Below are 20,509 nucleotides of genomic sequence, written 5' to 3' on the forward strand. Positions count from 1 at the left end.
CCTATGACCACCATGACGGCCGACGACCCCGTCGCCTACCGCAGAGAACAGAAGAAGATCCTCGCCGGCACCCTGGTCGGCACGTCCATCGAGTGGTACGACTTCTTCATCTACGCCCAGGCCGCCGGGCTCGTGCTCAGCCCGCTCTTCCTCAAGCCGCTCAACGAGGAGAACCCCGGCCTGGCGCAGATCATCTCGTTCGCCACCGTGGGGATCTCGTTCCTCTTCCGACCGGTCGGCGCCATCGTCGCGGGCCACCTGGGCGACCGGATCGGGCGCAAGAAGGTCCTCGTGCTCACGCTCGTCCTCATGGGCGTGGCGACGGCCCTCATCGGCCTGCTCCCGACCTACGCGTCGATCGGGATCGCGGCCCCGATCCTGCTGATCACGCTGCGCATCGTGCAGGGCTTCGCGGCGGGCGGCGAGTGGGGCGGCGCGGCCCTGATGGCCGTCGAACACGCACCGACCCACCGGCGCGCCTTCTTCGGCTCGTTCCCGCAGATCGGCGTTCCGATCGGCCTCATCCTCGCCACCAGCGTGCTGTTCGCCCTCCAGAAGATCCTCGGCCGGGACGCTTTCCTCGAGTGGGGCTGGCGCATCCCGTTCCTGGCGTCGGTGCTGCTCATCGTCGTGGGCTGGATCATCCGCCGCACCGTCGAGGAGTCCCCCGTCTTCCACCACATGCAGGAGACCAAGAAGGGCTCCGCCGCCCCACTGCGCCAGCTGTTCCGGTCGAACAGCAAAGAGGTCATCGTCGCCGCCCTCAGCTTCATCTCGGTCAACTGCGCCGGATACCTGCTGATCGCCTTCTTCATCTCGTACATGAGCAAGTCACTCAAGGTCGGCCTCGACGGGGTGCTGATCACCACCACCCTCGCGGCCTTCGGATGGTTGGCGTTCGCCCTCGTGGGAGGCCTCCTCGCCGACCGGATCGGGCGCGTCCGCACCTTCCAGATCGGCTACTCGATCATCCTGCTGTGGTGCATCCCGATGTGGTTCCTCATGGACACCAAGTCCCTGGGCTGGTACTTCGTCGCCGCGTTCGTGCTCTCGATCGGCCTCGGCCTGGCCTACGGACCGCAGGCGGCGCTGTACTCGGAGCTCTTCCCGGCCGCGGTCCGGTACTCGGGCGTCTCGATCGCCTACGCCATCGGCGCGGTGCTCGGCGGCGCCTTCGCCCCGACCATCTCCGAGTGGATCCTGCGGACCACCGGCGAGTCCTGGCACATCGGGATCTACGTCGGCATCGTCACGATCATCTCGCTGATCGCGGTGAGCTCGATCAAGGACAAGCGGGGCGTGGACCTGAACTCCTAGCCCGGAGCTCCTCAGACCCCGCCGAGGCGGTTCTCGCCGAGGGAGTGCACGAACCGCGGGCCGAGGAGTGCCAGCTCCCGCGCGTAGGTCTCGGACCAGCCGCCGAAGGGCACGTGCGCGAGGTACTCGTTGCGGAAGCGCTCGTCCTCGGAGACCTCGGTGACGCAGAAGTCGGGGATCGCGAGGTCGACGACGGGTCCGCCGCGCTCCACCTCCGCCATCACGAGCGGCGCGTTGGCGCCGAGGAAGTCGTCGACGATCCAGCCGTCCTCGCCGAGCCACATGGAGTAGCGGACCTTGGCGACGACGTGCTCGGCGCGGCGCACGATCTGCCCGGCGACGAGGGCGTCGAGTTCGCGCTCGGCCTCGTACCGGGTGCCGCTCACGGCGGGCCCCTTGGCCGTCATGGTTCCGGTGGTCACGCCCTCGAGGGCGTCGACCAGCGCGCCGGGATCGTCGGTCAGTTCCGACGGTGCGGGGCCCTGCACGCGGACCCGGACGGCGTAGCCGTCGGCGGCGAACAGGTAGGCCTGCACGATGAGGGTCGGCGTGGGGTCGAGGGCAGCGGCCTCGGGGACCTCGCGAACGAAGAACTTGCGCTCGAACTCGAAGTCCCCGAAACCCTGCTCAGACATGCCCCCACCGTAGCCGGTCGGGGCGGCGATCCGCGCGAAGCGGGACCGCTCAGACCAGCGTGTAGCCGGCCTCCTTGACCGCGGCCTCGACGGTGTCGCGCGTCAGCTCGGCGTCGCTGGCGACGGTGACCGCGCCGGTCTCGACGTTCACCTCGACGCCGGTGACGCCGCCGATCTCCGAGATCTCCTCGCGCACCGAGGACGCGCAGTGCCCGCAGGTCATGCCGGTCACGGTGTAGGTGGTCTCCACTGCCATATCTCGCTCCTTCAACACTGGCGCGATCGCGGATCGTCGCGCACCGTCGACTATACCCCCTAGGGGTATTGGGTCGCCATCGCGGCCGTGCAGAACCGCTCGATCGGCCCGCCCTCGGCGGGACCGGCGAGCTGCAACTGCCCGAGCCACACCGCGATCCTGCCCGAGTCCGGGTAGAAGTAGAACGCCGTGCCCGATCCGCCGACCCAGCCGTAGCGCCCCGGCACGCTCCACGGGCGGGCTCGATCGACGTCCACCGCGCCGCCGTAGCCCCAGGCGGCACCGTCGAGGAAGACGTTGCCCGGCTGGGGCGGCACCTGCACCGACGTCATCGCGGCGACGGACTCCGGCCTCAGGACGCGCACCCCGTCGGACTCCCCTGCGCCGCGCACCATCCGGCCGAAGCGGAGCAGGTCGTCGACGGTGGAGAGCAGGCCGCCGCCACCGGATTCGAAGACCGGCTCGGCGAGGAAGGCGCCGTCGGCGGGGTCGACGATCGCGAGCCCCTCCGGCGTCGACATCACGGCGTCGCCGAGCCGCGGCCGCATCGCCTCGGTCGCGCGGAAGGCGGTGTCGGCCATACCCAGCGGGTCCAGCACGGCGTCGCGCAGCACCTCGCCGAGCGTGCCGCCGGCGGCGCGGGCGAGCAGCACGCCGAGGAGGTCGGCGCCCGTGTTGTACGTCCACCCCTCCCCCGGCTGGTGCGCCAGTGGCAGGCGCGCGGCGGCGGCGAGCCACTCGTCGGGCGGCGGGGTGGCGAGCGGGTCGGCGGGGCCCTGGCGCAGGGTGCCGAACAGCTCCTGCATCAGGGGCGCCCCGAAGTCGGAGACCATGCCGAGGCCGCCGGTGAACGAGAGCAGGTGCCGCACGGTGATGGGGCGGACCGCGGGGACGGTGTCGCCGAGCGGGCCGCTCGGGTCGCGGAGGACGCGGGGTTCGGCGAGCTCGGGGAGCCGGCGCGCCACCGGGTCGTCGAGCCCGATCACGCCCCGTTCCACCTGCACCAACGCCGCTGCCGCGAGGATCGGCTTGCTCAGGGAGGCGATGCGGAAGACGGTGTCGCGGGTCATCGGGACGCCCGGCGCGCGCTCGCCCCGGGCGGCGACCTCCAGGCCCGCCGGGTCGTCGAAGGCCGCCACCGCGCCGGGCAGCGGGCCGCTCGCGATCTCCCGCTCGATCAGTTCCTGCAGCACGGCGCCTCCTGGATCGGGTACGTACCCTCACAAGCATGCCCATCCCCGAGTACGTGCGCAGCATCCGCGAGAAGATCGGCACTGACCTGCTCTGGCTGCCCGGCGTCGCCGCGGTGGTCGTCAACGGGTCCGGCGAGGTGCTGCTGGGCCGCCGCGCCGACACCGGCGAGTGGGCCTCGATCGCGGGAATCCTCGAGCCCGGTGAGCAGCCCGCCGAGGCGATCATCCGCGAGATCCGCGAGGAGGCCGGCGTCGACGCCGAGGTGCTGGACCTGCTCGCGGTCCGCACCGACGAGCCGGTCCGCTACCCGAACGGCGATGTGGCGCAGTACCTCACGCTGCTGTTCCTGTGCCGCTACGTCGCCGGCGAGGCGCACGTCGCCGACGACGAGTCGCTCGAGATCGCGTGGTTCCACCCCGACGCGCTGCCGTCGATGTCGGTGCGGCAGACCGAGCGGGTGCGCCGCGGCCTCGCCGCCCTGCGCGGCGACACTCGCCCGGCCTGGCAGTGACTCAGACGACGTACAGCGGGAGGCGGAGGGCGCCGGGAGCGGTGGCGGGCACGACCGGGTGCCGCGGCGCGACCGGCGCGATGCGGCGGTAGGGCTCGCCCTGCGGGGCGCGCTGATCGGCCTCGCCCTTGTTCGGCCACAGCGCCGCGGCCCGCTCGGCCTGCGCGGTGATCGTCAGCGACGGGTTCACGCCGAGGTTCGCGGACACCGCGGAACCGTCGACCACGCTGAGCGTCGGGTAGCCGTGGACGCGGTGATAGGCGTCGATGACGCCGGTGGACGGGTCCGCCCCGATCGCGCAGCCGCCCAGGAAGTGCGCGGTCATGGGGATGTTGAAGACCTCGCCCCAGGTGCCCGCAGGCGCGCCGCCGATCTTGTCGGCGATGCGCCTGGTCGCCTCGTTGCCCAGCGGGATCCAGGTGGGGTTCGGCTCGCCGTGGCCCTGCCGCGACGACATCTTCCGGCCGAACAGGCCGCGCTTGGTGAACGTGGTGATCGAGTTGTCGAGGTTCTGCATGACCAGCGCGATGATGGTCCGCTCGCTCCAGCCGCCCACGAACAGCACGCGGAGGAAGGCCAGCGGATGCCGCACGACGGTGCCGAGGAACTTCAGCCAGCGCGGAACGCGGCCGCCACCGTCGGTCATCAGCGTCTGCAGCATGCCCATCGCGTTGGAGCCCTTGCCGTAGCGCACCGGTTCGACGTGGGTGTCGCTGCTCGGGTGGAAGGAGCTGGTGATCGCGACGCCGCGGGTGAGGTCGAGCTCCTTGTCGACGGTCATCCGGACCGCGGAGAGGATGGACTCGGAGTTGGTGCGGGTGAGCACGCCGACCCGGTCGGAGAGCTCGGGCAGCGAGCCCTTGTCGCGCAGCCGGTGCAGGAGCTGCTGCGTGCCCCACGTGCCGGCGGCGAAGACCACGTGCCGCGCGGTGTAGGTGCGGCGGCGCTTGCGGACCTTCGCGCCGGAGCGGACCGTCGTGACCGCCCAGCTACCGTCGACCAGCCGGGTCACGTCGGTCACCGTCGTCAGCGGGTGCACCTCCGCTCCCGCGCGCTCGGCGAGCCCGAGGTAGTTCTTGACCAGCGTGTTCTTCGCGCCGTGGCGGCAGCCGGTCATGCATTCGCCGCACTCGATGCAGCCGGTGCGGTCGGGTCCGGCGCCGCCGAAGAAGGGGTCGGGCACCGTCTTCCCGGGCTCGCCGAAGTACACGCCGACGGGGGTCTGGATGAACGTCTCGCCCGCGCCCATGTCGTCGGCGACCTGCTTGACGATCTCGTCGGCCGGCGTCATATGCGGGTTCTGCACGACGCCCAGCATGCGGCGGCCCTGGTCGTAGTAAGGCGAGAGCTCGTCGAACCAGTCGGTGATGCCGGCCCACTGCTCGTCGGCGAAGAAGGAGGCGGGCGGCTTGTACAGCGTGTTCGCGTAGTTCAGCGAGCCGCCGCCCACGCCCGCCCCGGCCAGGATCAGGCAGTCGCGCAGCATGTGGATGCGCTGGATGCCGTACAGGCCGAGCGCCGGCATCCAGACGAATTTGCGGAGGTCCCAGCTGGTCTTCGCGAAGTCCTGGTCGGCGAATCGCCGACCGGCCTCGAGGACGCCCACGCGGTAGCCCTTCTCGGTGAGGCGGAGGGCGGTGACGGACCCGCCGAAGCCGGATCCGATCACCAGGACGTCGTAATCGGTACCGGACTTCGACGGCTTCTGCGGTGCGGCTGAGCTGGACATGGCGTCTCCTTCGGTCCTCCTCGACGGGGCGGTCGCCGAGGTGACATGAATCACTGTCATGTTCCATCTGATTACACTTATGCCGGTTCTGTCAACCATGCGGACAATCGTCGGCAACATGTACGCTGGGTGCATGAGCGCTCCCGCGAGCTTCCAGACCGAGGTCAAGCAGCTGCTGCGCGACCGCGCGCTCGATGCGGCCCGCGCGCTGGTCGTCGACCAGGGCTGGGACGCCGTGAACATGTCGCTCATCGCCAAGCGCGTGGGCGTGAGCCGCACCGCGCTGTACAAGGAGCTCGGCGCCAAACAGGACCTGGCCACGGCGCTGGTCCAGCGCGATGCGGACCGTTACCTCGACGCGGTGACGGCCGCGATCACGACCGCCGAGACGACCGTCGCGGGCCTCGGCGCGGGGGCCCGGGCCGCGCTCGTGCACGGAGCCGACAACACACTGCTCAAGTCGATCCTGGCCGGCGTCCCCGGCGCGGGCGCGGAGCTGCTGCCGCTGCTCACCACCGACCCGGAGCCGGTGCTCGGGCGGGCCATCGGCGCGGTGCGCGCGGCGCTCGACGCCCGGCCGGACGGTGCCGCCGTCGACGATGCGACGGTCGAGGTGTTCGTGCGGCTCACCGTGAGCCACCTGCTGGCGCCGCGCGGCACCGTCGACGAGGCGGCGGCGCAGATCGAGCGCACGGCCGCCGCCCTCATCGGCTGAGGATCAGCTCCCGGACCGGGCGGCGAGCAGCGGCTCGAGGGCCGCGCGCAGCGCGTAGTCGTTGCGCGCCCACGCCTGGACGGTCGAGCCGTCGGCGAGCTGGATGCCCATGCCGTAGCGGCGCCGCGGCACGGTGCTCAGCCGCCCCATGGCGCGCGCCGAGGACCACGCCGGGAAGTCCTCCGGCTTGGCCTTGCGCGGGTGGTCGGGGGACTTCCCCGGCAGGATCCGCGCGATGTCGGCGACGGGGATCGTCTCCTCGCCGCAGCGCAGTTCCTCGGGGGTGATCGCCATCGAGACGTGGGTGCGCCCCGCGGTCACCTGCAGCCACACGAAGCCCTGCGTGGCGAGGCCCAGCAGCAGCCAGATCCACCACTCCGAGGTGCGGCCGGCGAGCAGCCACTGGGTGAGGATCATCGCCACCGTCGCCAGGGGCACGATCAGCAGCCAGACGCGCGACAGCCCCCGCTCGGCGTAGAGCGGGGACGCGGGCGCGGTCACCGGCGGGCCGCCGTGGAGCCCGGCTTGAAGTACTCGAGCGCGTCGCGGCTGTTGGCCGCGATCATGGCCCCCACCACGGCGATCGCCGCGAGGATGGCCGGGACGGCGACCGCGGCGTTCCCGGAGAAGAACGCGAGCACGCCCTGCACCAGGACGAACGCGGCGACGAACTGGAGCACGAGCCGCGCCCAGCTCTGCCCGCGCCACAGGAAGTAGACCAGGCCCGCCGCCACGGCGACGCCGACGACCACCATGACGATGGCGAGCACGAAGGTCGTGGTGTCGTACTGCTCGAAGGTCTTGTACTGCTCGCGGGAGGTGCGGGCGATGATGCCGTCGCCCTCGCGCATCCGGTCGAACTGCTCGCGCAGCTCGTCGGAGCCGCGGGTCGAGATCGCCTGCGCGACGCGGGAGATCGCCGAGGCGATGATGACGAAGACCCACAGCTGCACGGAGAGCTTCACGTCGTCGGGCCGCGGCCCGCGCTGAGGCTTCGGCACGGGCGGCGGCGCCGGCCACGTGGGCGGCTGCGGGCCGGGACCGGGCCAGACGGGGCCCTGGTGGTGGAACTGTCCGGTCACCAGGTGCCCCTGTTCAGCCATCCCGCGGCCTCGGTGGCCCAGTAGGTCAACACGATGTCGGCGCCGGCGCGGCGGATCGACAGCAGCGACTCGCGGATCGCGGCGTCGCGGTCGATCCAGCCGTTCTGGGCGGCGGCGGTGATCATCGCGTACTCCCCCGAGATCTGGTACGCCCCCACCGGAACCGGCGACGCGGCGGCCACGTCGGCGAGCACGTCGAGGTAGCTCATGGCGGGCTTGACCATCACGATGTCGGCGCCCTCGGCGAGGTCCAGCTCGAGCTCGCGCAGCGCCTCGCGACGGTTCGCCGAATCCTGCTGGTACGTCCGCCGATCGCCCTGCAGCGACGAGCCGACAGCCTCGCGGAACGGGCCGTAGAACGGCGACGCGTACTTCGCGGTGTACGCGAACAGCGAGACGTCCTGGTGCCCAGCGGCATCCAGCGCGGAACGCAGCACCCCGATCTGGCCGTCCATCATCCCCGACGGTCCCAGCATGTGCGCCCCGGCGTCGGCCTGCGCGACGCCCATGAGGGCGTACCGCTCCAGGGTGGCGTCGTTGTCGACGCGCCCGGCACCGTCGAGCACGCCGCAGTGCCCGTGCGAGGTGAACTCGTCCAAGCAGGTGTCGGCCATGATCACGATGTCGTCGCCCAGGTCGTCCCGCAGGGCCCGGAGGCCGCGGTTGAGCACCCCGTCGGGGTTCCACGACGCGCTGCCCTCGGCGTCCTTGTCGGCGTCGTCGGGGACGCCGAACAGCATCATCCCGCCGACGCCCTCGCGCACGGCCTCCTCGGCCGCGGCGCGCAGCGAATCGGGCGTGTGCTGGACGACGCCCGGCATCGACGAGATCGGCAGCGGCGCGTCGATCCCGTCGCGCACGAACATCGGCAGCACGAGCTGCCGCGGCTCCACCGACACCTCGGCGACGAGCCGCCGGACGGCGGGCGTGGTGCGCAGCCGACGCGGCCGCACGTGGGGAAAGGTCATGCCTCCCAGCCTACGTAAGCGCTACGACCGCGAGCGGCGCGGCTTCTTCCGCGGCGGGGGCAGGGCGCCCTCCGCGCGGAGCCGGGACGCGTGCGCAGCCAGGGCCTCGACGAGGTCCTCGACCGACGCGGTCTCGGGCTGCACGTCCACCCGCAGGCCGAACTCGATCGCGGTCTCGGCCGTCTTCGGGCCGATGCACGCGACGATGGTGCGGGCGTGCGGCTTGCCGGCGATGCCGACCAGGTTGCGCACCGTCGAGCTGGAGGTGAAGCAGACCGCGTCGAAGTCGCCGGACTTGATCATCTCGCGGGTCGAGGCGGGCGGCGGCGCGGCGCGCACCGTGCGGTACGCGGTCACGTCGTCGATCTCCCAGCCCCGGTCGCGCAGGCCCTCGGCGAGGGTCTCGGTGGCGATGTCGGCGCGCGGCAGCAGGACCCGGTTGACCGGGTCGAAGACGTCGTCGAAGGGCGGGAAGACCTCGAGCATGCCCAGGCTGGACTGCTCGCCCGTCGGGATCAGCTCGGGCTCGATGCCGAAGGCGCGGACCTTGGCGGCCGTCTGCTCACCGACGCAGGCGATCTTCACGCCGGAGAAGGCGCGGGCGTCCAGGCCGAACTCGATGAACTTCTCCCACACGGCGCGCACGGCGTTCGTCGAGGTGAAGACCACCCACTGGTAGCGGCCGTCGACGAGGCCCTTGACCGCGCGCTCCATCTGCGCGGGGCTGCGCGGCGGCTCGACGGCGATGGTCGGGACCTCCATCGGGATGGACCCGTGGGCGCGCAGCCGGTTCGACATCTCGGCGGCCTGGTCCTTGGTGCGGGGCACGAGCACGGTCCAGCCGTACAGCGCGCGCGACTCCCACCAGGAGAGCTTGTTGCGCTGGCCCACGACCTTGCCGACGGTGACCACGAGCGGGCCGGGCAGGCCGGCGCCGGCCTCGTTCAGCGTGGCGAGGGTGGCCTCGACGGTCTTCTGCTTGCAGGTGGAGCCCTGCGCGGTGACGGCGACCGGGGTCTGCGGCGCGAGGCCGTTCTCGACCAGCGCGGACGCGGTGTCGGCGAGGTGCTCGGCGGTCGCGCTCAGCACCAGGGGCGACGGGGCCGCGGCCAGCGCCGCCCAGTCGACCTCGCCGCGCACGTCGGCCTCGGTGTGCGCCGAGCCGAGCGCCATGCCGGCGTAGGTGGGGACGGCCGTCGCGGGCGCGAGGCCCGGGACGATCTCGAAGGCGATCTGGGTGCGGGCGACGGCGTTGACCTCGGCCAGCACCGCGTCCGAGGACAGCGGGTCGCCGGCGACGAGGCGCACGACGTCCTCGCCGTGGCGGGCCTGCGCCAGCAGGGTCTTGGCGACCTCGGCGGGCTCGCCCAGTGCGGGCGCGACGGTGGCGGGGTTGCGCACGGCGGGCTCGCCCTTGCGGCCCTTCGCGGCGGTCGTGTCGGCGGCGTCGTCACCGGTCTCGACGGGCTCGGCCGGCAGCGCGGTGCCCACCATGTCGAGCACGGTCTGCGGAACGTCGGGGTCGGTGTAGACCGTCCGGGCGCCCGCGATACTCTGCTCTGCACGCAGGGTCAGCAGTCCCGGATCGCCCGGGCCGGATCCCACGAAGGTGATGCGGCCCGGTGCCACCGCCCGGCCCCGGGCGGGCTTGTTCGTCTTCGCGGCGACGCGGGTGGACACCGTGTCGGTGTCGGCTGCCGTGTCGGCCTTCGCGGACTGTGCAGTGCGGCTCATGTATCGGCTCCCAGTAGTTGCGGGTGCTACGCGAGCAGGTCGCGTGCGCCCAGGTCGAGCAGCTCCCGTGCCAGCGCGATGCCCAGCGCGCCGGCTTCGCCCACCGGACCGACCACAGAGGCGCGGACCGAGTCGGAGCCGTCCGCCGCGAGCGCGATGCCACGCAGCGACAGCTCCTCGAAGATCCGACCGTCGTCGTCGAGGGACTCGACGACTTCCGCGATCGCACCGACGGGCGCGGTACACCCGGCCTCCAACTCGGCGAGGAGGGCACGCTCGGCGGTGACCGCCGCACGCGTGACCGGATCGTCCAGGCCGGAGAGCACGGAATGCAGTTCCGCATCGTCGCGTCGGCACTCCACCGCGAGTGCGCCCTGAGCAGGCGCCGGCAGCATCTGCACCGGATCCAGCGCCTCCGTCACCTCGTTGTGGCGACCGATCCGCTTGAGTCCGGCGAGGGCGACCACGATCGCGTCGAGTTCGCCGTCCGCTACTTTGCGTAACCGAGAGTCAAGGTTGCCTCGTAGGGGGCGGATTTCCAAACCCAGACCCAGTGCGGTAAGCTGGCTGGCTCGTCGCGGGCTGGAGGTGCCGATCACGGACCCCGCCGGCAGCTCCCCCAGCACCAGGCCGTCGCGCGCCACGAGGGCGTCGCGCGAGTCCTCACGGGGCGGCACGGCGGGCATCGAGAGCCGGTCGTCGGGCGCGGTCGGCAGGTCCTTGTAGGAGTGCACGGCCACGTCGACCTCGCGGTTCGCGAGCGCGTCGCGCAGCGCGGAGGTGAAGACGCCGACGCCGATCTTCTCGACCGGCTCGGAGCTCAGGTCGCCCGGCGTCTGCACGATGACGAGCTCGGCGGGGTGCCCGGCGGCGATCAGGGCGTCGCGCACGGTGCCGGCCTGCGTGGTCGCCAGCAGCGAGCCGCGCGTGCCGATGCGGATGGGCTGCGGAACGGTGGGGTCAGACACTTCGGTCGTCGGATCCTTCGGTCGCGGAGACGGCGCCCGTGGCGCCCGGCTTGAGTTCGAAGAGCTCGCGCAGCGCCTCCGCGTAGGAGTCGCCGCCCGGGGTGGCGGCCAGTTGCTTGACGCGCACCGTCGGGGCGTGCAGGAGCTTGTCGACGACGCGGCGCACCGTCTGCGCCACCTCGTCCCGGTCCGTGCCCTCCAGGCTCGGGAGGCGCGAATCCAGCCGCAGCAGTTCGGCTTCCACCACCTCGGCGGCGCGCCGGCGCAGGGCCGTCACCGTCGGGGTGACCTCCGCCGAGCGCTGCGCGGAGAGGTACTCGGCGAGCTCGTCGGAGACGATGCCGCGGGCCTTCTCGGCGTCCTCCTCCGCGGCCTGCGTGCCCGGCTCGCGGGAGAGGGCGTCGATGTCGATGACGGCCACGCCTGGCAGCCCGGCGACGGCCGGGTCGACGTCCCGGGGCAGGCCCAGGTCGCACACCACGAGATCGGTGTCGACGGTGCGCTGCGCCAGGGCGGAGTGCACGTCGGCGAGGCTCACGACGCTGCCGACGGCGCCGGTGCAGGCGATGAGCACGTCGGCGTCGGCGAGGGCGACCACGAGGTCGTCCATGCCCACACCGCGGGCGGCGGTCACGCCACCGTCGAGGGCCGCCTGCGCGAGGCGATCAGCCTTGTCCGGGGTGCGGTTGGCGACGGTCACGTCCACGGCGCCGGCGCGGGCCAGGTGGGCGACGCCCAGGCCCCCCATGGCGCCCGCGCCCACGACGACGGCGCGCTGCAGCGAGCCGCCCTGCGCGCCGAGGATGGCCTGCGCGCGGTCGAGGGCGACGGAGACGACGGAAGCGCCGGCCTTGTCGATGCCGGTGTCGGTGTGCACGCGCTTGCCGACGTGCAGGGCGCGCTGCGCGAGGTCGTGGACCACGCGGCCGGCGACCTGGTGCTCGTCGGAGGCGGCGTACGCGCCGCGGATCTGGCCGAGGATCTGCTGCTCGCCGACGACCATCGAGTCGAGGCCGCTCGCGACGGAGAAGAGGTGCTGGACGGCGGCCTCGGAGTAGCGCACGAAGGCGTGCTTGCTGAGCTCGTTGATGGTGAGGCCGGAGCGGGCGCTCAGGACGTCGGATACGGCTTCCAGCGCGGGGTGGAAGGCCTCGACGACGGCGTAGATCTCGACGCGATTGCAGGTGGTGACGACCATGACCTCGTCGATGTGGGGCGACTCCATGAGCTGCGCCAACACCTTGGGACGATCGGTCTCGGTGATCGCCAGTTTCTCGAGGACCGACACCGGCGCGCTGCGGTGCGACGCGCCGAACAGCAGAACCGACACCCTCGCTGCTCCTTCGAAGATCTTGACGGGTGAACTACAGTCCGTAGTTTCCCGTTAAGGCACGGTACCCCGCATCCCCTGAAATGGGAAAACGCGCACAGCCTCACCTCACCCGTGCAGGTGACGGCAGGTCACCCGCGAGGGTCGTTCAGCCCAGGATATCCGCCCGCAGCTGCGGAATGTCCGCTTCCCAGTAGCTGTGCTGTTCGCCGTCGAGCAGGACCACCGGCAGCATGTCGCCGTACTCTCCGCGGTACTCGGTGTTGCCGGGCGCGTCGACGTCCAGTTGCCGGTAGTCGACGGGGCGGTCGGCGGCGCGGAGTTCGACGACGAGCGCGGTGAGCTCGTCGTGGGCGCGGGCGCACATCCCGCATCCCTCCCTGGTGAGCAACGTGATCACGGACATGTGCCGAGTGTCCCACCCCGAGCGCGGCGCGCGCCGCTAAGGTTGAGGGGAGATCACGCACGTGGGATCACGCGAGTGGGGAGGTGCCCTTGTCCGACCAGGCCAGCGCCGACGAACAACGGCAGAGCGCGGCGGGCGAGGCGAGCGCCGACGCCGCCCATTCGCTGCTGCTCGAGAAGGAGGGCCGCGAGGACGGCCAGGTGCCGCCGGACCTCACCGCGGCCGCCTTCTTCGACGTCGACAACACGATGGTGCAGGGCGCCTCGATCGTGCACTTCGCCCGCGGCCTCGCCGCGCGCAACTACTTCTCCTACTCCGACCTGGCCTCGGCCGTGTGGGCGCAGGCCAAGTTCCGGCTCACGGGCAAGGAGAACAGCGAGGACGTGGCCGCCGGGCGCGAGAAGGCGCTGTCCTTCATCGCCGGCCGCTCCACCGAAGAGCTCAAGGCCGTCGGCGAGGAGATCTACGACGAGATCATCGCCGACAAGATCTGGCCCGGCACCCGCGCGCTGGCGCAGATGCACCTCGACGCCGGCCAGCAGGTGTGGCTGGTGACGGCCACCCCCGTCGAGCTGGCGCAGACCATCGCCGACCGGCTCGGCCTCACCGGCGCCCTCGGCACCGTCGCGGAGTCGCAGGACGGGGTGTTCACCGGCAAGCTCGTCGGCGACATCCTGCACGGCCTGGGCAAGGCGCACGCCGTCCGGTCGCTGGCGATCCGCGAGGGCCTGAACCTCAAGCGCTGCACCGCCTACAGCGACTCCCACAACGACGTGCCGATGCTCTCCCTGGTGGGCACCGCCGTCGCCATCAACCCCGACTCCGACCTGCGCGACGTCGCGCGCGTGCGGGGCTGGGAGATCCGCGACTACCGCACCGGCCGCAAGGCCGCCAAGATCGGCGTCCCCACCGCCATCGGTGTGGGCGTCGCCGTCGGCGGCGCCGCCGCGCTGATCAAGCACTTCAGCGACGACTGATCCCTCGAGTTCGACGGTGCCTCCCCTGGCCGTCGACCGCCGCACCGGGGCGGACCGCGGTCCACAGTTCGGTTCTGCTTCTTCATAGCGTTGCAACGTTATGAAGAGTCAGGACCGATAGCGGGAGGCTCCGTCGAGCAGCAGACCGAAGGGCCCGAGTGCATCGTGCAGCTTGTTCCGGAGGCGGTCCGGCTCCTTGCAGTCATCCCAGTCCCAATGCGTCGGGTACAGCTTCCGGCCCATCAGCAGAGTGTCGCGCTGGATCCGCTCCTCCGACGTGAAGCCCTTCTTCTGCTTCCCCTTGCCGTCGAACTCGCCGACCACGCGCTCCGCCCACAGGAAATCGACGCGCGCCTCGAGAGCACCCGCCTCGTTGAAGAACTCCCGCTGCAACTCGGGGCGTGGGATCTCGGGCCACTTGAGCATCAGCGCGCGACTGCGGGACTCGCCGACCGACTCCGACAGCGGCGACGCCTCCTCCACCGCTGCGAGCAGATTCGCCATACCTCGCCGTCGACCGAGCCTGCCGATCGCCGCCTGCAGTTCGTCCCGAGTGACGCCCATCCGCAGGGCCGCATCCAGCGCGCACACCGCACGCACGAAGTCGCCCGCCAGCGCGAGATCGAGCGCCGTCCGCGCGATCGACGTGACCGTCACCCCGTCGACCACGACGACGTCCTCCGCGTCGAGTCGCCGGACATGCAGTCTGCGCCGCCCCCGCTTCGTTCCACCTCGCACACCATCGCACGTGAAATCGACTGTCTGCCAATCGGAATTGAGAACCATCATTCCGAGAACCACAGCCGCTGCCGCATGGCTCAGCACCACCGACTCCCCTGACCGCTGCGCCGCGGCCAGCGCGCTGATCCGCAGTTCCTCCCAGGGCGGCAACCTCGCACCCAGGTGATAGGAACCACGCCATACCCGAGTCATCTGGTTCTTCTGTCGCCACGCGCGGATCTGCCGATCCGTCGCACCCACGGCGAGCAACTCGTCGCGATGCCGGAACTCGACCGGCTTGTCCTCCGTCATGTACACCCCCGTCGGCGCCCCCACGCCGTTCGATGCATTCTCGCTCACGCACGGGATTCCCGTCGCCGTTCGCGACGTCACGCCCTCCCGCTATCGGTCCTGCTTCTTCATAACGTTGCAACGTTATGAAGAAGCAGAATCGATCTGTGGACCGCGGTCCGCGCCGGGAGGGGCGGCACCGTCGGACCTAGAAGTCCTGGAAGATGTTCTTCCGGCGCGCGAGGATGCGGTAGAGCGACTGCTGGATGGTCTCGCGGACGTTGTCGGTGAGCTCGAAGACCACCATGGGATCGTCGGCGTCGGCCTCGGTGAAGCGGTCCGTGGCGATGGGCTCGCCGAACTCGATGTGCCACTTCGACGGCAGCGGCACCATGCCCAGCGGGCCGAGCCACGGGAAGAGCGGCGTGATCGGCGCGTAGGGCAGGCCCAGCAGCCGCGCGACGGGCTTGACGTCGGCGAGCATCGGGTACGTCTCCTCGGCGCCCACGATCGACACCGGGATGATCGGGACCTGCGCGCGGATCGCGGCGGTCACGAAGCCGCCGCGGCCGAAGCGCTGCAGCTTGTACCGGTCGCGGTAGAGCTTGCCGATGCCCTTGAAGCCCTCGGGCCACACGGCGACGAGCTCGCCGCGGGTGAGCAGGGCCTCGGCGTCCGCGTTGCAGGCGACGGTGGCGCCCATCTTGCGGGCGACCTCGCCGATGACCGGGTACTCGAAGGCCAGGTCGGCGGCGAGCAGGCGCAGGTGCCGCTGGTCGGGGTGGTTGTCGTGCACCGCGACGGCCGACATCAGCCCGTCGAGCGGGATCACGCCGGAGTGGTTCGCCACGAGCAGGGCGCCGCCCTCGCGGGGCAGGTTGTCGGCGCCGGTGGTGTCCACGCGGAACCACCTGTCGTAGACGGGCCGCAGCGCCGGCAGGAAGAGCGCGTCGGTCAGGTGCGGATCGAAGCCGAAGGGATCGATGTCGTAGTCGCCGGTGAGCCGCTCGCGGACGAAGGCGGCACCGTCGACCACCGATTCCGCGGCGCGCTCGCGCCAGCCCGGCCCCGGCTCGCCCGGCTGCGCGGCGGCGATGTAGTCGGGGTTGAGGGCGTGCACCGTGGCCTCGCGACGCGGCGCCGACGGTGCCGGGGTGCCGGTGAGCGCGGACGGGTGCCGCTGCTGCGCGCGCTCGCGCCCCTCGGTGCGAGCGGTGTCGATGGACACGGGCAGCTGCAGCACCTTCGCGTGCTGTGAGCCTGAAGCGTTGGTCATGTGTCTACCGTCCAGCCGTGCCGTACTCGGAGTCGATTCCCGCGAACCGTCGTGCCAGCGAGGCGACCCGCTGCTCGACGCTCAGAAAAGAATCCACACCGATTGTAGGTTCTGTGCGCCCGTGGCGTGCGGCGTCTTCCATCGCCTGCCGCGTGGTGAAGCGCGGCTCGAAGCCGAGTTCCCTGCGCATGCGCGTCGTGTCGAAGGCGTTGCCGAAGCTGAGGTAGGCGAGCTGCACCTTGTCCGTGTGGCCGCGGCCGCGGCCCCGGATCGCGGCGACGGCGGGCCCGAAGGCGGGCTTGACCACCGGCAGCGGGACCCGGCCGGACAGCCGGATGGCCTGCGACATGGAGATCGCACCGTCGCCGGCGATGTTGTACGTGCCCGGCTTCCCGGCCACCACGGCGTGCTCCAGCGCGCCCAGGGCGTCGTCCTGATGCAGCAGCTGCAGACGGGCGTCGCGGCCGATGATCGACGGCACGAGGGGCCGCTCGAAGAGCGAGCCGAGCAGGGTCTCGATGTTGGGTCCGAGGATGGGCGCGAGGCGCAGCACCGTGAGGTCGATGTCCGTGCGGCGGCGGGCCATGCTGCGGGCGTAGGCCTCGGCGTCGAGCAGGTCGCGCGGGTGGCCGCTGGCCGCGGCGCCGCCGACCAGGTCCTCGGTGATCAGCGCGGGGTTGCGCGACCGGGAGCCGTAGACCTGCGTCGCCGAGCGCATGATCACGCGCTTGACCGTCTCCGACTTCTGGCACGCGGCGAAGACCCGCATGGAGCCGAAGACGATCGCGTCCTTGGTGGACCCGGACGGGAAGTGGTTGTCGGTGACCGAGGTGGAGCAGTGCACCACCGTGTCGACCTCGTTGGTCGCCATGATCTTGCCGAAGATGTGGCTGCGGTAGTCGACGCGGATGAACTCCGCGGGCTCCATCCGCCGGTGCATCGCCTTGGTCGGCGGCACGGCGTCGACACCGATCACGCGCTCGATGTCGGGACGCTGCGCGAGCCGGCGCACGAGGTAGCCGCCCACGAACGTGGACGCGCCCGTCACCATGACGACGCGCGGCGCAGTGACGACCGACTCACTCATTACTGAAGGGTAACCGGAAACACGAAAGCCCGCCCATATCCTGGGCGGGCTCTCATGAAAGTGTGACCAGAAGGCCTACTTGCCGAGCTTCCTACGCTGCACCCGAGTGCGGCGGAGCAGCTTGCGGTGCTTCTTCTTCGACATGCGCTTGCGGCGCTTCTTGATCACTGAACCCATGGGTTCCTCACGTCTCTCTATCGAATTGCCATGTTCGGTGCGCGGCGGCCGGGTACGAGTGAGCCCCCGCGTCCACGCAGCAGGCTTCTACTTTACCCGTCGCGGCGGCCCAGGCGAAATCCGCCCGTGCCCACCGCTCCTGCCGACACTCTGCGACGGGGCTTTAGCCCGCGTCGAAGAACGAGGTCTGCAGGTAGTCGTGGACGGCCTTCTCGTGGACCCGGAACGACCGGCCCACGCGCACCGCGGGGAGCTCCCCGTTGTGCACCAGGCGGTAGACCGTCATCTTCGACACCCGCATGAGGGTGGCGACCTCGGCCACCGTCAGGAACGACGAGCCGGCTGCCTGGGGAGCCTGGGCTCCGGCACCGATCTCAGCGGGCTTGGTGTTCTTGTTTGCAGACGCCATGTAATCCCTAACCTCCGGCACATGTCGCGCCGCCGGCTTCCCCTCCGGCGGACCTGACACGCACGTGCTTCGAGCAGCTTAGCGGTACCAATGGGAATAATGCGACGGGAGTGAGCTAACCGAACCTTCTAGGCGAGACGCCCGAGCTCGGCCGATCGCTCCGCGCAGGCCCGCGTCGCCGCGTAAAACGCAGGTCGGAGGCCATTTTTCTCCAGCTCGCGGATCGCGGCGGCCGTCGTACCGCCCGGAGAAGTCACCGCCGCCCGGAGCTCGACGGGCGACGTGGAAGTCTCAACCATTAGTGCACCCGCGCCCGCGATCGTGTGCGTCGCGAGGGTCGTCGCCTGGTCCCGGGTGAGCCCCAGATCCACGCCCGCGTCGATCATCGCCTCCGCCACGAGGAAGGCGTACGCGGGTCCGGAGCCGGACAGCGCGGTGAGCGCGTCGAGCTTCGCCTCGGGCACGACGAGGGTCTTCCCCACCGCCTCCATGACCTCGCGCACCAGCGTCACGTGCGCCTCCGTCGCCTCGCGGCCGCCGGAGATCCCGCTCATCGACCTGCCGACGAGCATCGCCGTGTTGGGCATGACCCGCACGACGGGGGTCCCGGCGGGAAGAGCCGCCTCGTAGACGGTCGTCGGGACGCCCGCGGCCACCGAGGCCACGACGGCGCCGGGGCGCAGCGCGGAGGCCACGTCGGGCAGGATCGCGGTCACCACGTCGGGCTTGACGGCGATCACCACGAGGTCCGCCCCGTCGACCGCCTCTGCGACGGTGGTCACCGTCGACACCCCGTAGCGCTCGGTGAGCTCGCCGCCGCGGCCCGCGTGGGGCTCGGCGACCGTGAGTGCCGCGGGCGCGTGCCCGGCGGCGATGAGGCCACCCAGCAGGGCCTCGCCGATCCGCCCGCCGCCGATCAGCGCGATACGACCATCCATGTCAGTTCTCCTCTTCCGGGACGTCAGTTCTTCTCGGGCTCGGGGGTCCGGGGACCGCGGGGCATCATCGCCAGCTGGCGGGACGTCGCGACGACGTGCCCGGACTCGTCGACCAGCACGTGGTCCTCCTCGAACCACCGCTGCCCGACGACGGGCGCGGACGCCCGGAACCGCAGCCAGCCGTTCACGGGCTCGCGCCGGACGGACGCGGTCAGCGTGATGGTGGGCGCCCAGCCGATGCCGCCGAGGTTGGCGACCACGGGCAGCGAGATGTCGGTGGCGAGCAGCGCGAACAGGCCCGAGAGGGGTTCCTCGCGCAGCCGCACCCAGCCGCGGGTCTCGGCGGGGCCGGTGCGGCCCTCGATCACCGGCAGGGTCGAGGCGTCGTAGTGCACCTCGGCGACGCGGCCGACCTTGAAGATCTTGGCGGCGGGGTGCTCGGGGTCCCAGGCCAGCGCGTGGGCGGGCGGGGTCGGCGGCATCGCGTCGATCGGGAGGGGCTCGGCGTAGCGCTCGTCGCCCTCGTCGCGCTGCGCGAGGGTCACGGCCGCCTGCACGTAGACGCGGTCACCCTGGACGGCCTCGACGTTCACGAACGAGGTGGTGCGGCCGCGCTTGCGCACGTCGGTCCGCAGCTCGACGTGCCCCGGGTCGGGCGCGCCGAGGTACTCGGCGGAGATCACCACGGGCGTGACCTCGGGGTCTCCCCCGTCGTCGAGGTAGGCGGCCTGCGCCGCCGAGGCGATGACGGCGAGCAGCGCCCCGCCGTGCACCTTGTTGCCCACCGACCAGGTGGGATCGATGTCGGCGGTGTACCCGCCGGGGGCCTTCGCGACGGAGACGAGGTCCGCGAACAAAGCCATCTGTGCGCTCTCCTTACCGGGGTACCCGTGCGGGTACCCGACGTCAGGCTGCCGGATCGGCGCGCAGGTGCTCCCGCGCGAATTCCAGCGCCTCCGTGAGCATCGCACGGCGCTCCTCGGGGGTCTTCGCCGAGCCCGTCGCGATCTCGAGGATCACGTGCCCGTCGAAGCCGGACGCGGCGAGCCGGCGGCACACCTCGGCGGCCGGCTGGGTGCCGTGACCGGGCACGAGGTGCTCGTCGACGGCCGCGCCGAGGCCGTCGGTGAGGTGCAGGTGCCGCAGCCCGTCGCCCATCCGGTCCATCAGCTCGAGGGCGTCGACGCCCGCGGTGGCGGTGTGCGAGAGGTCCAGGGTGTAGTTCGCGTAGCCGACGTCCGTCGGGTCGATCGACGGGGCGAAGGCCGAGACCGCGGTGCCGGGGTGACCGCGGCGCTTGAGGCGCTCGACGGATTCGCCGCGGCGCCCGAAGAAGGCGTCGAGCCGCATCGGGAACATGTTCTCCACCGCGACGGCCACGTCGCTGTCGTCCTCGAGCTCGCTGACGAGGTCGACGAAGTTCTCGGCGTAGCGCCGCTGCCACCGGAACGGCGGATGCACGACGACGGTGCTCGCACCCAGGTCCTCCGCGGCCGTCACCGCGCGGCCGAGCTTCGCCATCGGATCGGGGCCCCACACGCGCTGGCTGATGAGCAGGCAGGGCGCGTGGACCGACAGCACGGGCACGTCGTAACGCATGGACAGCCCGGCGACGTTGGCGATGTCCTGGCTGGCGCCCTCGTGCCACACCATGAGCTCGACACCGTCGTAGCCCGTCTCGGCGGCGTACCGGAAGGCGTCCTCGAGCTTCTCGGGATAGACCGAGGCCGTCGACAGTCCGACCGGTATCCCGCTCACGTCGCCGAGC

General features: G+C 71.4%; 23 protein-coding genes. 4 read left to right on the plus strand and 19 right to left on the minus strand.

Translation table 11 applies throughout. The features are described from left to right. Positions 1–3 precede the first annotated feature (3 nt). Positions 4–1,317 carry an MFS transporter gene (locus tag ACLQ3K_RS12310; RefSeq protein ID WP_336669845.1) on the plus strand — a complete coding sequence of 438 codons (1,314 nt, stop codon included), beginning with the start codon at positions 4–6 and terminating at the stop codon, positions 1,315–1,317. An 11-nt stretch (positions 1,318–1,328) separates the two neighbouring features. Here the strand turns inward: ACLQ3K_RS12310 and ACLQ3K_RS12315 are convergent, their stop codons facing one another. The 3 genes from ACLQ3K_RS12315 to ACLQ3K_RS12325 are packed head-to-tail and all read right to left on the minus strand — an operon-like array spanning position 1,329 to position 3,401. Then, complete coding sequence (locus tag ACLQ3K_RS12315) at positions 1,329–1,952, minus strand: hypothetical protein (protein ID WP_224647529.1); 624 nt, start codon at positions 1,950–1,952, stop codon at positions 1,329–1,331. Between the two features lie 49 nt (positions 1,953–2,001). Next, complete coding sequence (locus ACLQ3K_RS12320; RefSeq protein WP_336669844.1) at positions 2,002–2,208, minus strand: heavy metal-associated domain-containing protein; 207 nt, start codon at positions 2,206–2,208, stop codon at positions 2,002–2,004. A 59-nt stretch (positions 2,209–2,267) separates the two neighbouring features. After that, positions 2,268–3,401 (minus strand): serine hydrolase domain-containing protein, encoded by a 1,134-nt coding sequence (locus ACLQ3K_RS12325; RefSeq protein ID WP_425999613.1) that lies wholly within the window; start codon positions 3,399–3,401, stop codon positions 2,268–2,270. Positions 3,402–3,436: 35 nt separating this feature from the next. Here ACLQ3K_RS12325 and ACLQ3K_RS12330 point away from each other — a divergent pair, with 35 nt between their 5' ends. Beyond that, the gene (locus tag ACLQ3K_RS12330; protein WP_336669842.1) at positions 3,437–3,913 is read left to right on the plus strand and encodes an NUDIX domain-containing protein; all 477 of its coding nucleotides are present in this window, start codon (positions 3,437–3,439) and stop codon (positions 3,911–3,913) included. 1 nt (position 3,914) lies between these two features. Here the strand turns inward: ACLQ3K_RS12330 and ACLQ3K_RS12335 are convergent, their stop codons facing one another. Beyond that, positions 3,915–5,642: a GMC oxidoreductase gene (locus ACLQ3K_RS12335; protein ID WP_425999616.1), complete on the minus strand. Its 1,728-nt coding sequence runs from the start codon at positions 5,640–5,642 to the stop codon at positions 3,915–3,917. A gap of 133 nt (positions 5,643–5,775) precedes the next feature. On the opposite strand from ACLQ3K_RS12335, the gene ACLQ3K_RS12340 reads away from it, so the two are divergent. Then, complete coding sequence (locus ACLQ3K_RS12340; RefSeq protein WP_336669840.1) at positions 5,776–6,357, plus strand: TetR/AcrR family transcriptional regulator; 582 nt, start codon at positions 5,776–5,778, stop codon at positions 6,355–6,357. A gap of 3 nt (positions 6,358–6,360) precedes the next feature. Here the strand turns inward: ACLQ3K_RS12340 and ACLQ3K_RS12345 are convergent, their stop codons facing one another. From ACLQ3K_RS12345 to ACLQ3K_RS12375, 7 genes are all read right to left on the minus strand, one after another. Then, a complete protein-coding gene (locus tag ACLQ3K_RS12345) occupies positions 6,361–6,858 on the minus strand; it encodes a DUF3093 family protein (RefSeq protein WP_224651922.1) in 498 nt (165 codons plus the stop codon). Continuing rightward, positions 6,855–7,439, minus strand: coding sequence for a hypothetical protein (locus ACLQ3K_RS12350; RefSeq protein WP_224651920.1), 585 nt, complete (start codon positions 7,437–7,439; stop codon positions 6,855–6,857). The genes ACLQ3K_RS12345 and ACLQ3K_RS12350 overlap by 4 nt, the downstream gene beginning before the upstream one ends. After that, positions 7,436–8,428, minus strand: a complete 993-nt coding sequence (gene hemB / locus ACLQ3K_RS12355) for a porphobilinogen synthase (protein WP_425999618.1) — start codon at positions 8,426–8,428, stop codon at positions 7,436–7,438. The genes ACLQ3K_RS12350 and hemB overlap by 4 nt, the downstream gene beginning before the upstream one ends. 21 nt (positions 8,429–8,449) lie before the next feature. Then, on the minus strand, positions 8,450–10,162 hold the full coding sequence (locus ACLQ3K_RS12360; protein WP_224651917.1) for a uroporphyrinogen-III synthase: 1,713 nt from the start codon (positions 10,160–10,162) through the stop codon (positions 8,450–8,452). Between the two features lie 26 nt (positions 10,163–10,188). Beyond that, positions 10,189–11,130: a hydroxymethylbilane synthase gene (gene hemC, locus ACLQ3K_RS12365; RefSeq protein WP_224651915.1), complete on the minus strand. Its 942-nt coding sequence runs from the start codon at positions 11,128–11,130 to the stop codon at positions 10,189–10,191. Continuing rightward, positions 11,123–12,460 (minus strand): glutamyl-tRNA reductase, encoded by a 1,338-nt coding sequence (locus tag ACLQ3K_RS12370; RefSeq protein WP_224651914.1) that lies wholly within the window; start codon positions 12,458–12,460, stop codon positions 11,123–11,125. Before ACLQ3K_RS12370 ends, hemC begins: the two co-directional genes overlap by 8 nt. 148 nt (positions 12,461–12,608) lie before the next feature. Then, complete coding sequence (locus ACLQ3K_RS12375; protein ID WP_425999622.1) at positions 12,609–12,866, minus strand: glutaredoxin family protein; 258 nt, start codon at positions 12,864–12,866, stop codon at positions 12,609–12,611. An 83-nt stretch (positions 12,867–12,949) separates the two neighbouring features. Here ACLQ3K_RS12375 and ACLQ3K_RS12380 point away from each other — a divergent pair, with 83 nt between their 5' ends. Next, positions 12,950–13,843: an HAD family hydrolase gene (locus ACLQ3K_RS12380; RefSeq protein ID WP_374201378.1), complete on the plus strand. Its 894-nt coding sequence runs from the start codon at positions 12,950–12,952 to the stop codon at positions 13,841–13,843. Positions 13,844–13,951: 108 nt separating this feature from the next. Here ACLQ3K_RS12380 and ACLQ3K_RS12385 read toward each other — a convergent pair whose 3' ends face one another. The 8 genes from ACLQ3K_RS12385 to ACLQ3K_RS12420 all read right to left on the minus strand — a co-directional run bounded on the left by ACLQ3K_RS12385 (position 13,952) and on the right by ACLQ3K_RS12420 (position 20,499). Then, positions 13,952–14,875 (minus strand): hypothetical protein, encoded by a 924-nt coding sequence (locus ACLQ3K_RS12385; RefSeq protein ID WP_224651912.1) that lies wholly within the window; start codon positions 14,873–14,875, stop codon positions 13,952–13,954. 187 nt (positions 14,876–15,062) lie between these two features. Beyond that, positions 15,063–16,130, minus strand: coding sequence for a lysophospholipid acyltransferase family protein (locus ACLQ3K_RS12390; protein WP_224651911.1), 1,068 nt, complete (start codon positions 16,128–16,130; stop codon positions 15,063–15,065). 4 nt (positions 16,131–16,134) lie between these two features. Next, on the minus strand, positions 16,135–17,217 hold the full coding sequence (locus ACLQ3K_RS12395; protein ID WP_224651910.1) for an NAD-dependent epimerase/dehydratase family protein: 1,083 nt from the start codon (positions 17,215–17,217) through the stop codon (positions 16,135–16,137). Positions 17,218–17,292: 75 nt separating this feature from the next. Continuing rightward, complete coding sequence (locus ACLQ3K_RS12400) at positions 17,293–17,394, minus strand: 30S ribosomal protein bS22 (protein ID WP_003402602.1); 102 nt, start codon at positions 17,392–17,394, stop codon at positions 17,293–17,295. A 163-nt stretch (positions 17,395–17,557) separates the two neighbouring features. Continuing rightward, on the minus strand, positions 17,558–17,803 hold the full coding sequence (locus ACLQ3K_RS12405) for a helix-turn-helix domain-containing protein (protein WP_068523814.1): 246 nt from the start codon (positions 17,801–17,803) through the stop codon (positions 17,558–17,560). Positions 17,804–17,931: 128 nt separating this feature from the next. Next, the gene (proC, locus tag ACLQ3K_RS12410; RefSeq protein ID WP_224651909.1) at positions 17,932–18,741 is read right to left on the minus strand and encodes a pyrroline-5-carboxylate reductase; all 810 of its coding nucleotides are present in this window, start codon (positions 18,739–18,741) and stop codon (positions 17,932–17,934) included. Between the two features lie 23 nt (positions 18,742–18,764). After that, positions 18,765–19,604, minus strand: a complete 840-nt coding sequence (locus ACLQ3K_RS12415; RefSeq protein WP_425999632.1) for a thioesterase family protein — start codon at positions 19,602–19,604, stop codon at positions 18,765–18,767. Positions 19,605–19,647: 43 nt separating this feature from the next. Then, the gene (locus ACLQ3K_RS12420; protein ID WP_224646034.1) at positions 19,648–20,499 is read right to left on the minus strand and encodes a sugar phosphate isomerase/epimerase family protein; all 852 of its coding nucleotides are present in this window, start codon (positions 20,497–20,499) and stop codon (positions 19,648–19,650) included. Between the last annotated feature and the right edge of the window lie 10 nt (positions 20,500–20,509).

It is taken from the genome of Tsukamurella sp. DT100 (assembly GCF_049844855.1).
Lineage (GTDB): Bacteria > Actinomycetota > Actinomycetes > Mycobacteriales > Mycobacteriaceae > Tsukamurella.

Bases quoted from the DNA above. Each gene is read 5' to 3' on its own strand.
- ACLQ3K_RS12330 (WP_336669842.1), top strand. From the start codon at position 3,437: ATGCCCATCCCCGAGTACGTGCGCAGCATCCGCGAGAAGATCGGCACT.
- ACLQ3K_RS12335 (WP_425999616.1), bottom strand. From the start codon at position 5,642: ATGTCCAGCTCAGCCGCACCGCAGAAGCCGTCGAAGTCCGGTACCGAT.
- ACLQ3K_RS12340 (WP_336669840.1), top strand. From the start codon at position 5,776: ATGAGCGCTCCCGCGAGCTTCCAGACCGAGGTCAAGCAGCTGCTGCGC.
- ACLQ3K_RS12385 (WP_224651912.1), bottom strand. From the start codon at position 14,875: ATGACGGAGGACAAGCCGGTCGAGTTCCGGCATCGCGACGAGTTGCTC.
- ACLQ3K_RS12415 (WP_425999632.1), bottom strand. From the start codon at position 19,604: ATGGCTTTGTTCGCGGACCTCGTCTCCGTCGCGAAGGCCCCCGGCGGG.
- ACLQ3K_RS12375 (WP_425999622.1), bottom strand. From the start codon at position 12,866: ATGTCCGTGATCACGTTGCTCACCAGGGAGGGATGCGGGATGTGCGCC.
- ACLQ3K_RS12400 (WP_003402602.1), bottom strand. From the start codon at position 17,394: ATGGGTTCAGTGATCAAGAAGCGCCGCAAGCGCATGTCGAAGAAGAAG.
- ACLQ3K_RS12315 (WP_224647529.1), bottom strand. From the start codon at position 1,952: ATGTCTGAGCAGGGTTTCGGGGACTTCGAGTTCGAGCGCAAGTTCTTC.
- ACLQ3K_RS12390 (WP_224651911.1), bottom strand. From the start codon at position 16,130: ATGACCAACGCTTCAGGCTCACAGCACGCGAAGGTGCTGCAGCTGCCC.
- ACLQ3K_RS12320 (WP_336669844.1), bottom strand. From the start codon at position 2,208: ATGGCAGTGGAGACCACCTACACCGTGACCGGCATGACCTGCGGGCAC.
- hemB (WP_425999618.1), bottom strand. From the start codon at position 8,428: ATGACCTTTCCCCACGTGCGGCCGCGTCGGCTGCGCACCACGCCCGCC.
- proC (WP_224651909.1), bottom strand. From the start codon at position 18,741: ATGGATGGTCGTATCGCGCTGATCGGCGGCGGGCGGATCGGCGAGGCC.
- ACLQ3K_RS12405 (WP_068523814.1), bottom strand. From the start codon at position 17,803: ATGGCGTCTGCAAACAAGAACACCAAGCCCGCTGAGATCGGTGCCGGA.
- ACLQ3K_RS12310 (WP_336669845.1), top strand. From the start codon at position 4: ATGACCACCATGACGGCCGACGACCCCGTCGCCTACCGCAGAGAACAG.
- ACLQ3K_RS12360 (WP_224651917.1), bottom strand. From the start codon at position 10,162: ATGAGCCGCACTGCACAGTCCGCGAAGGCCGACACGGCAGCCGACACC.
- ACLQ3K_RS12395 (WP_224651910.1), bottom strand. From the start codon at position 17,217: ATGAGTGAGTCGGTCGTCACTGCGCCGCGCGTCGTCATGGTGACGGGC.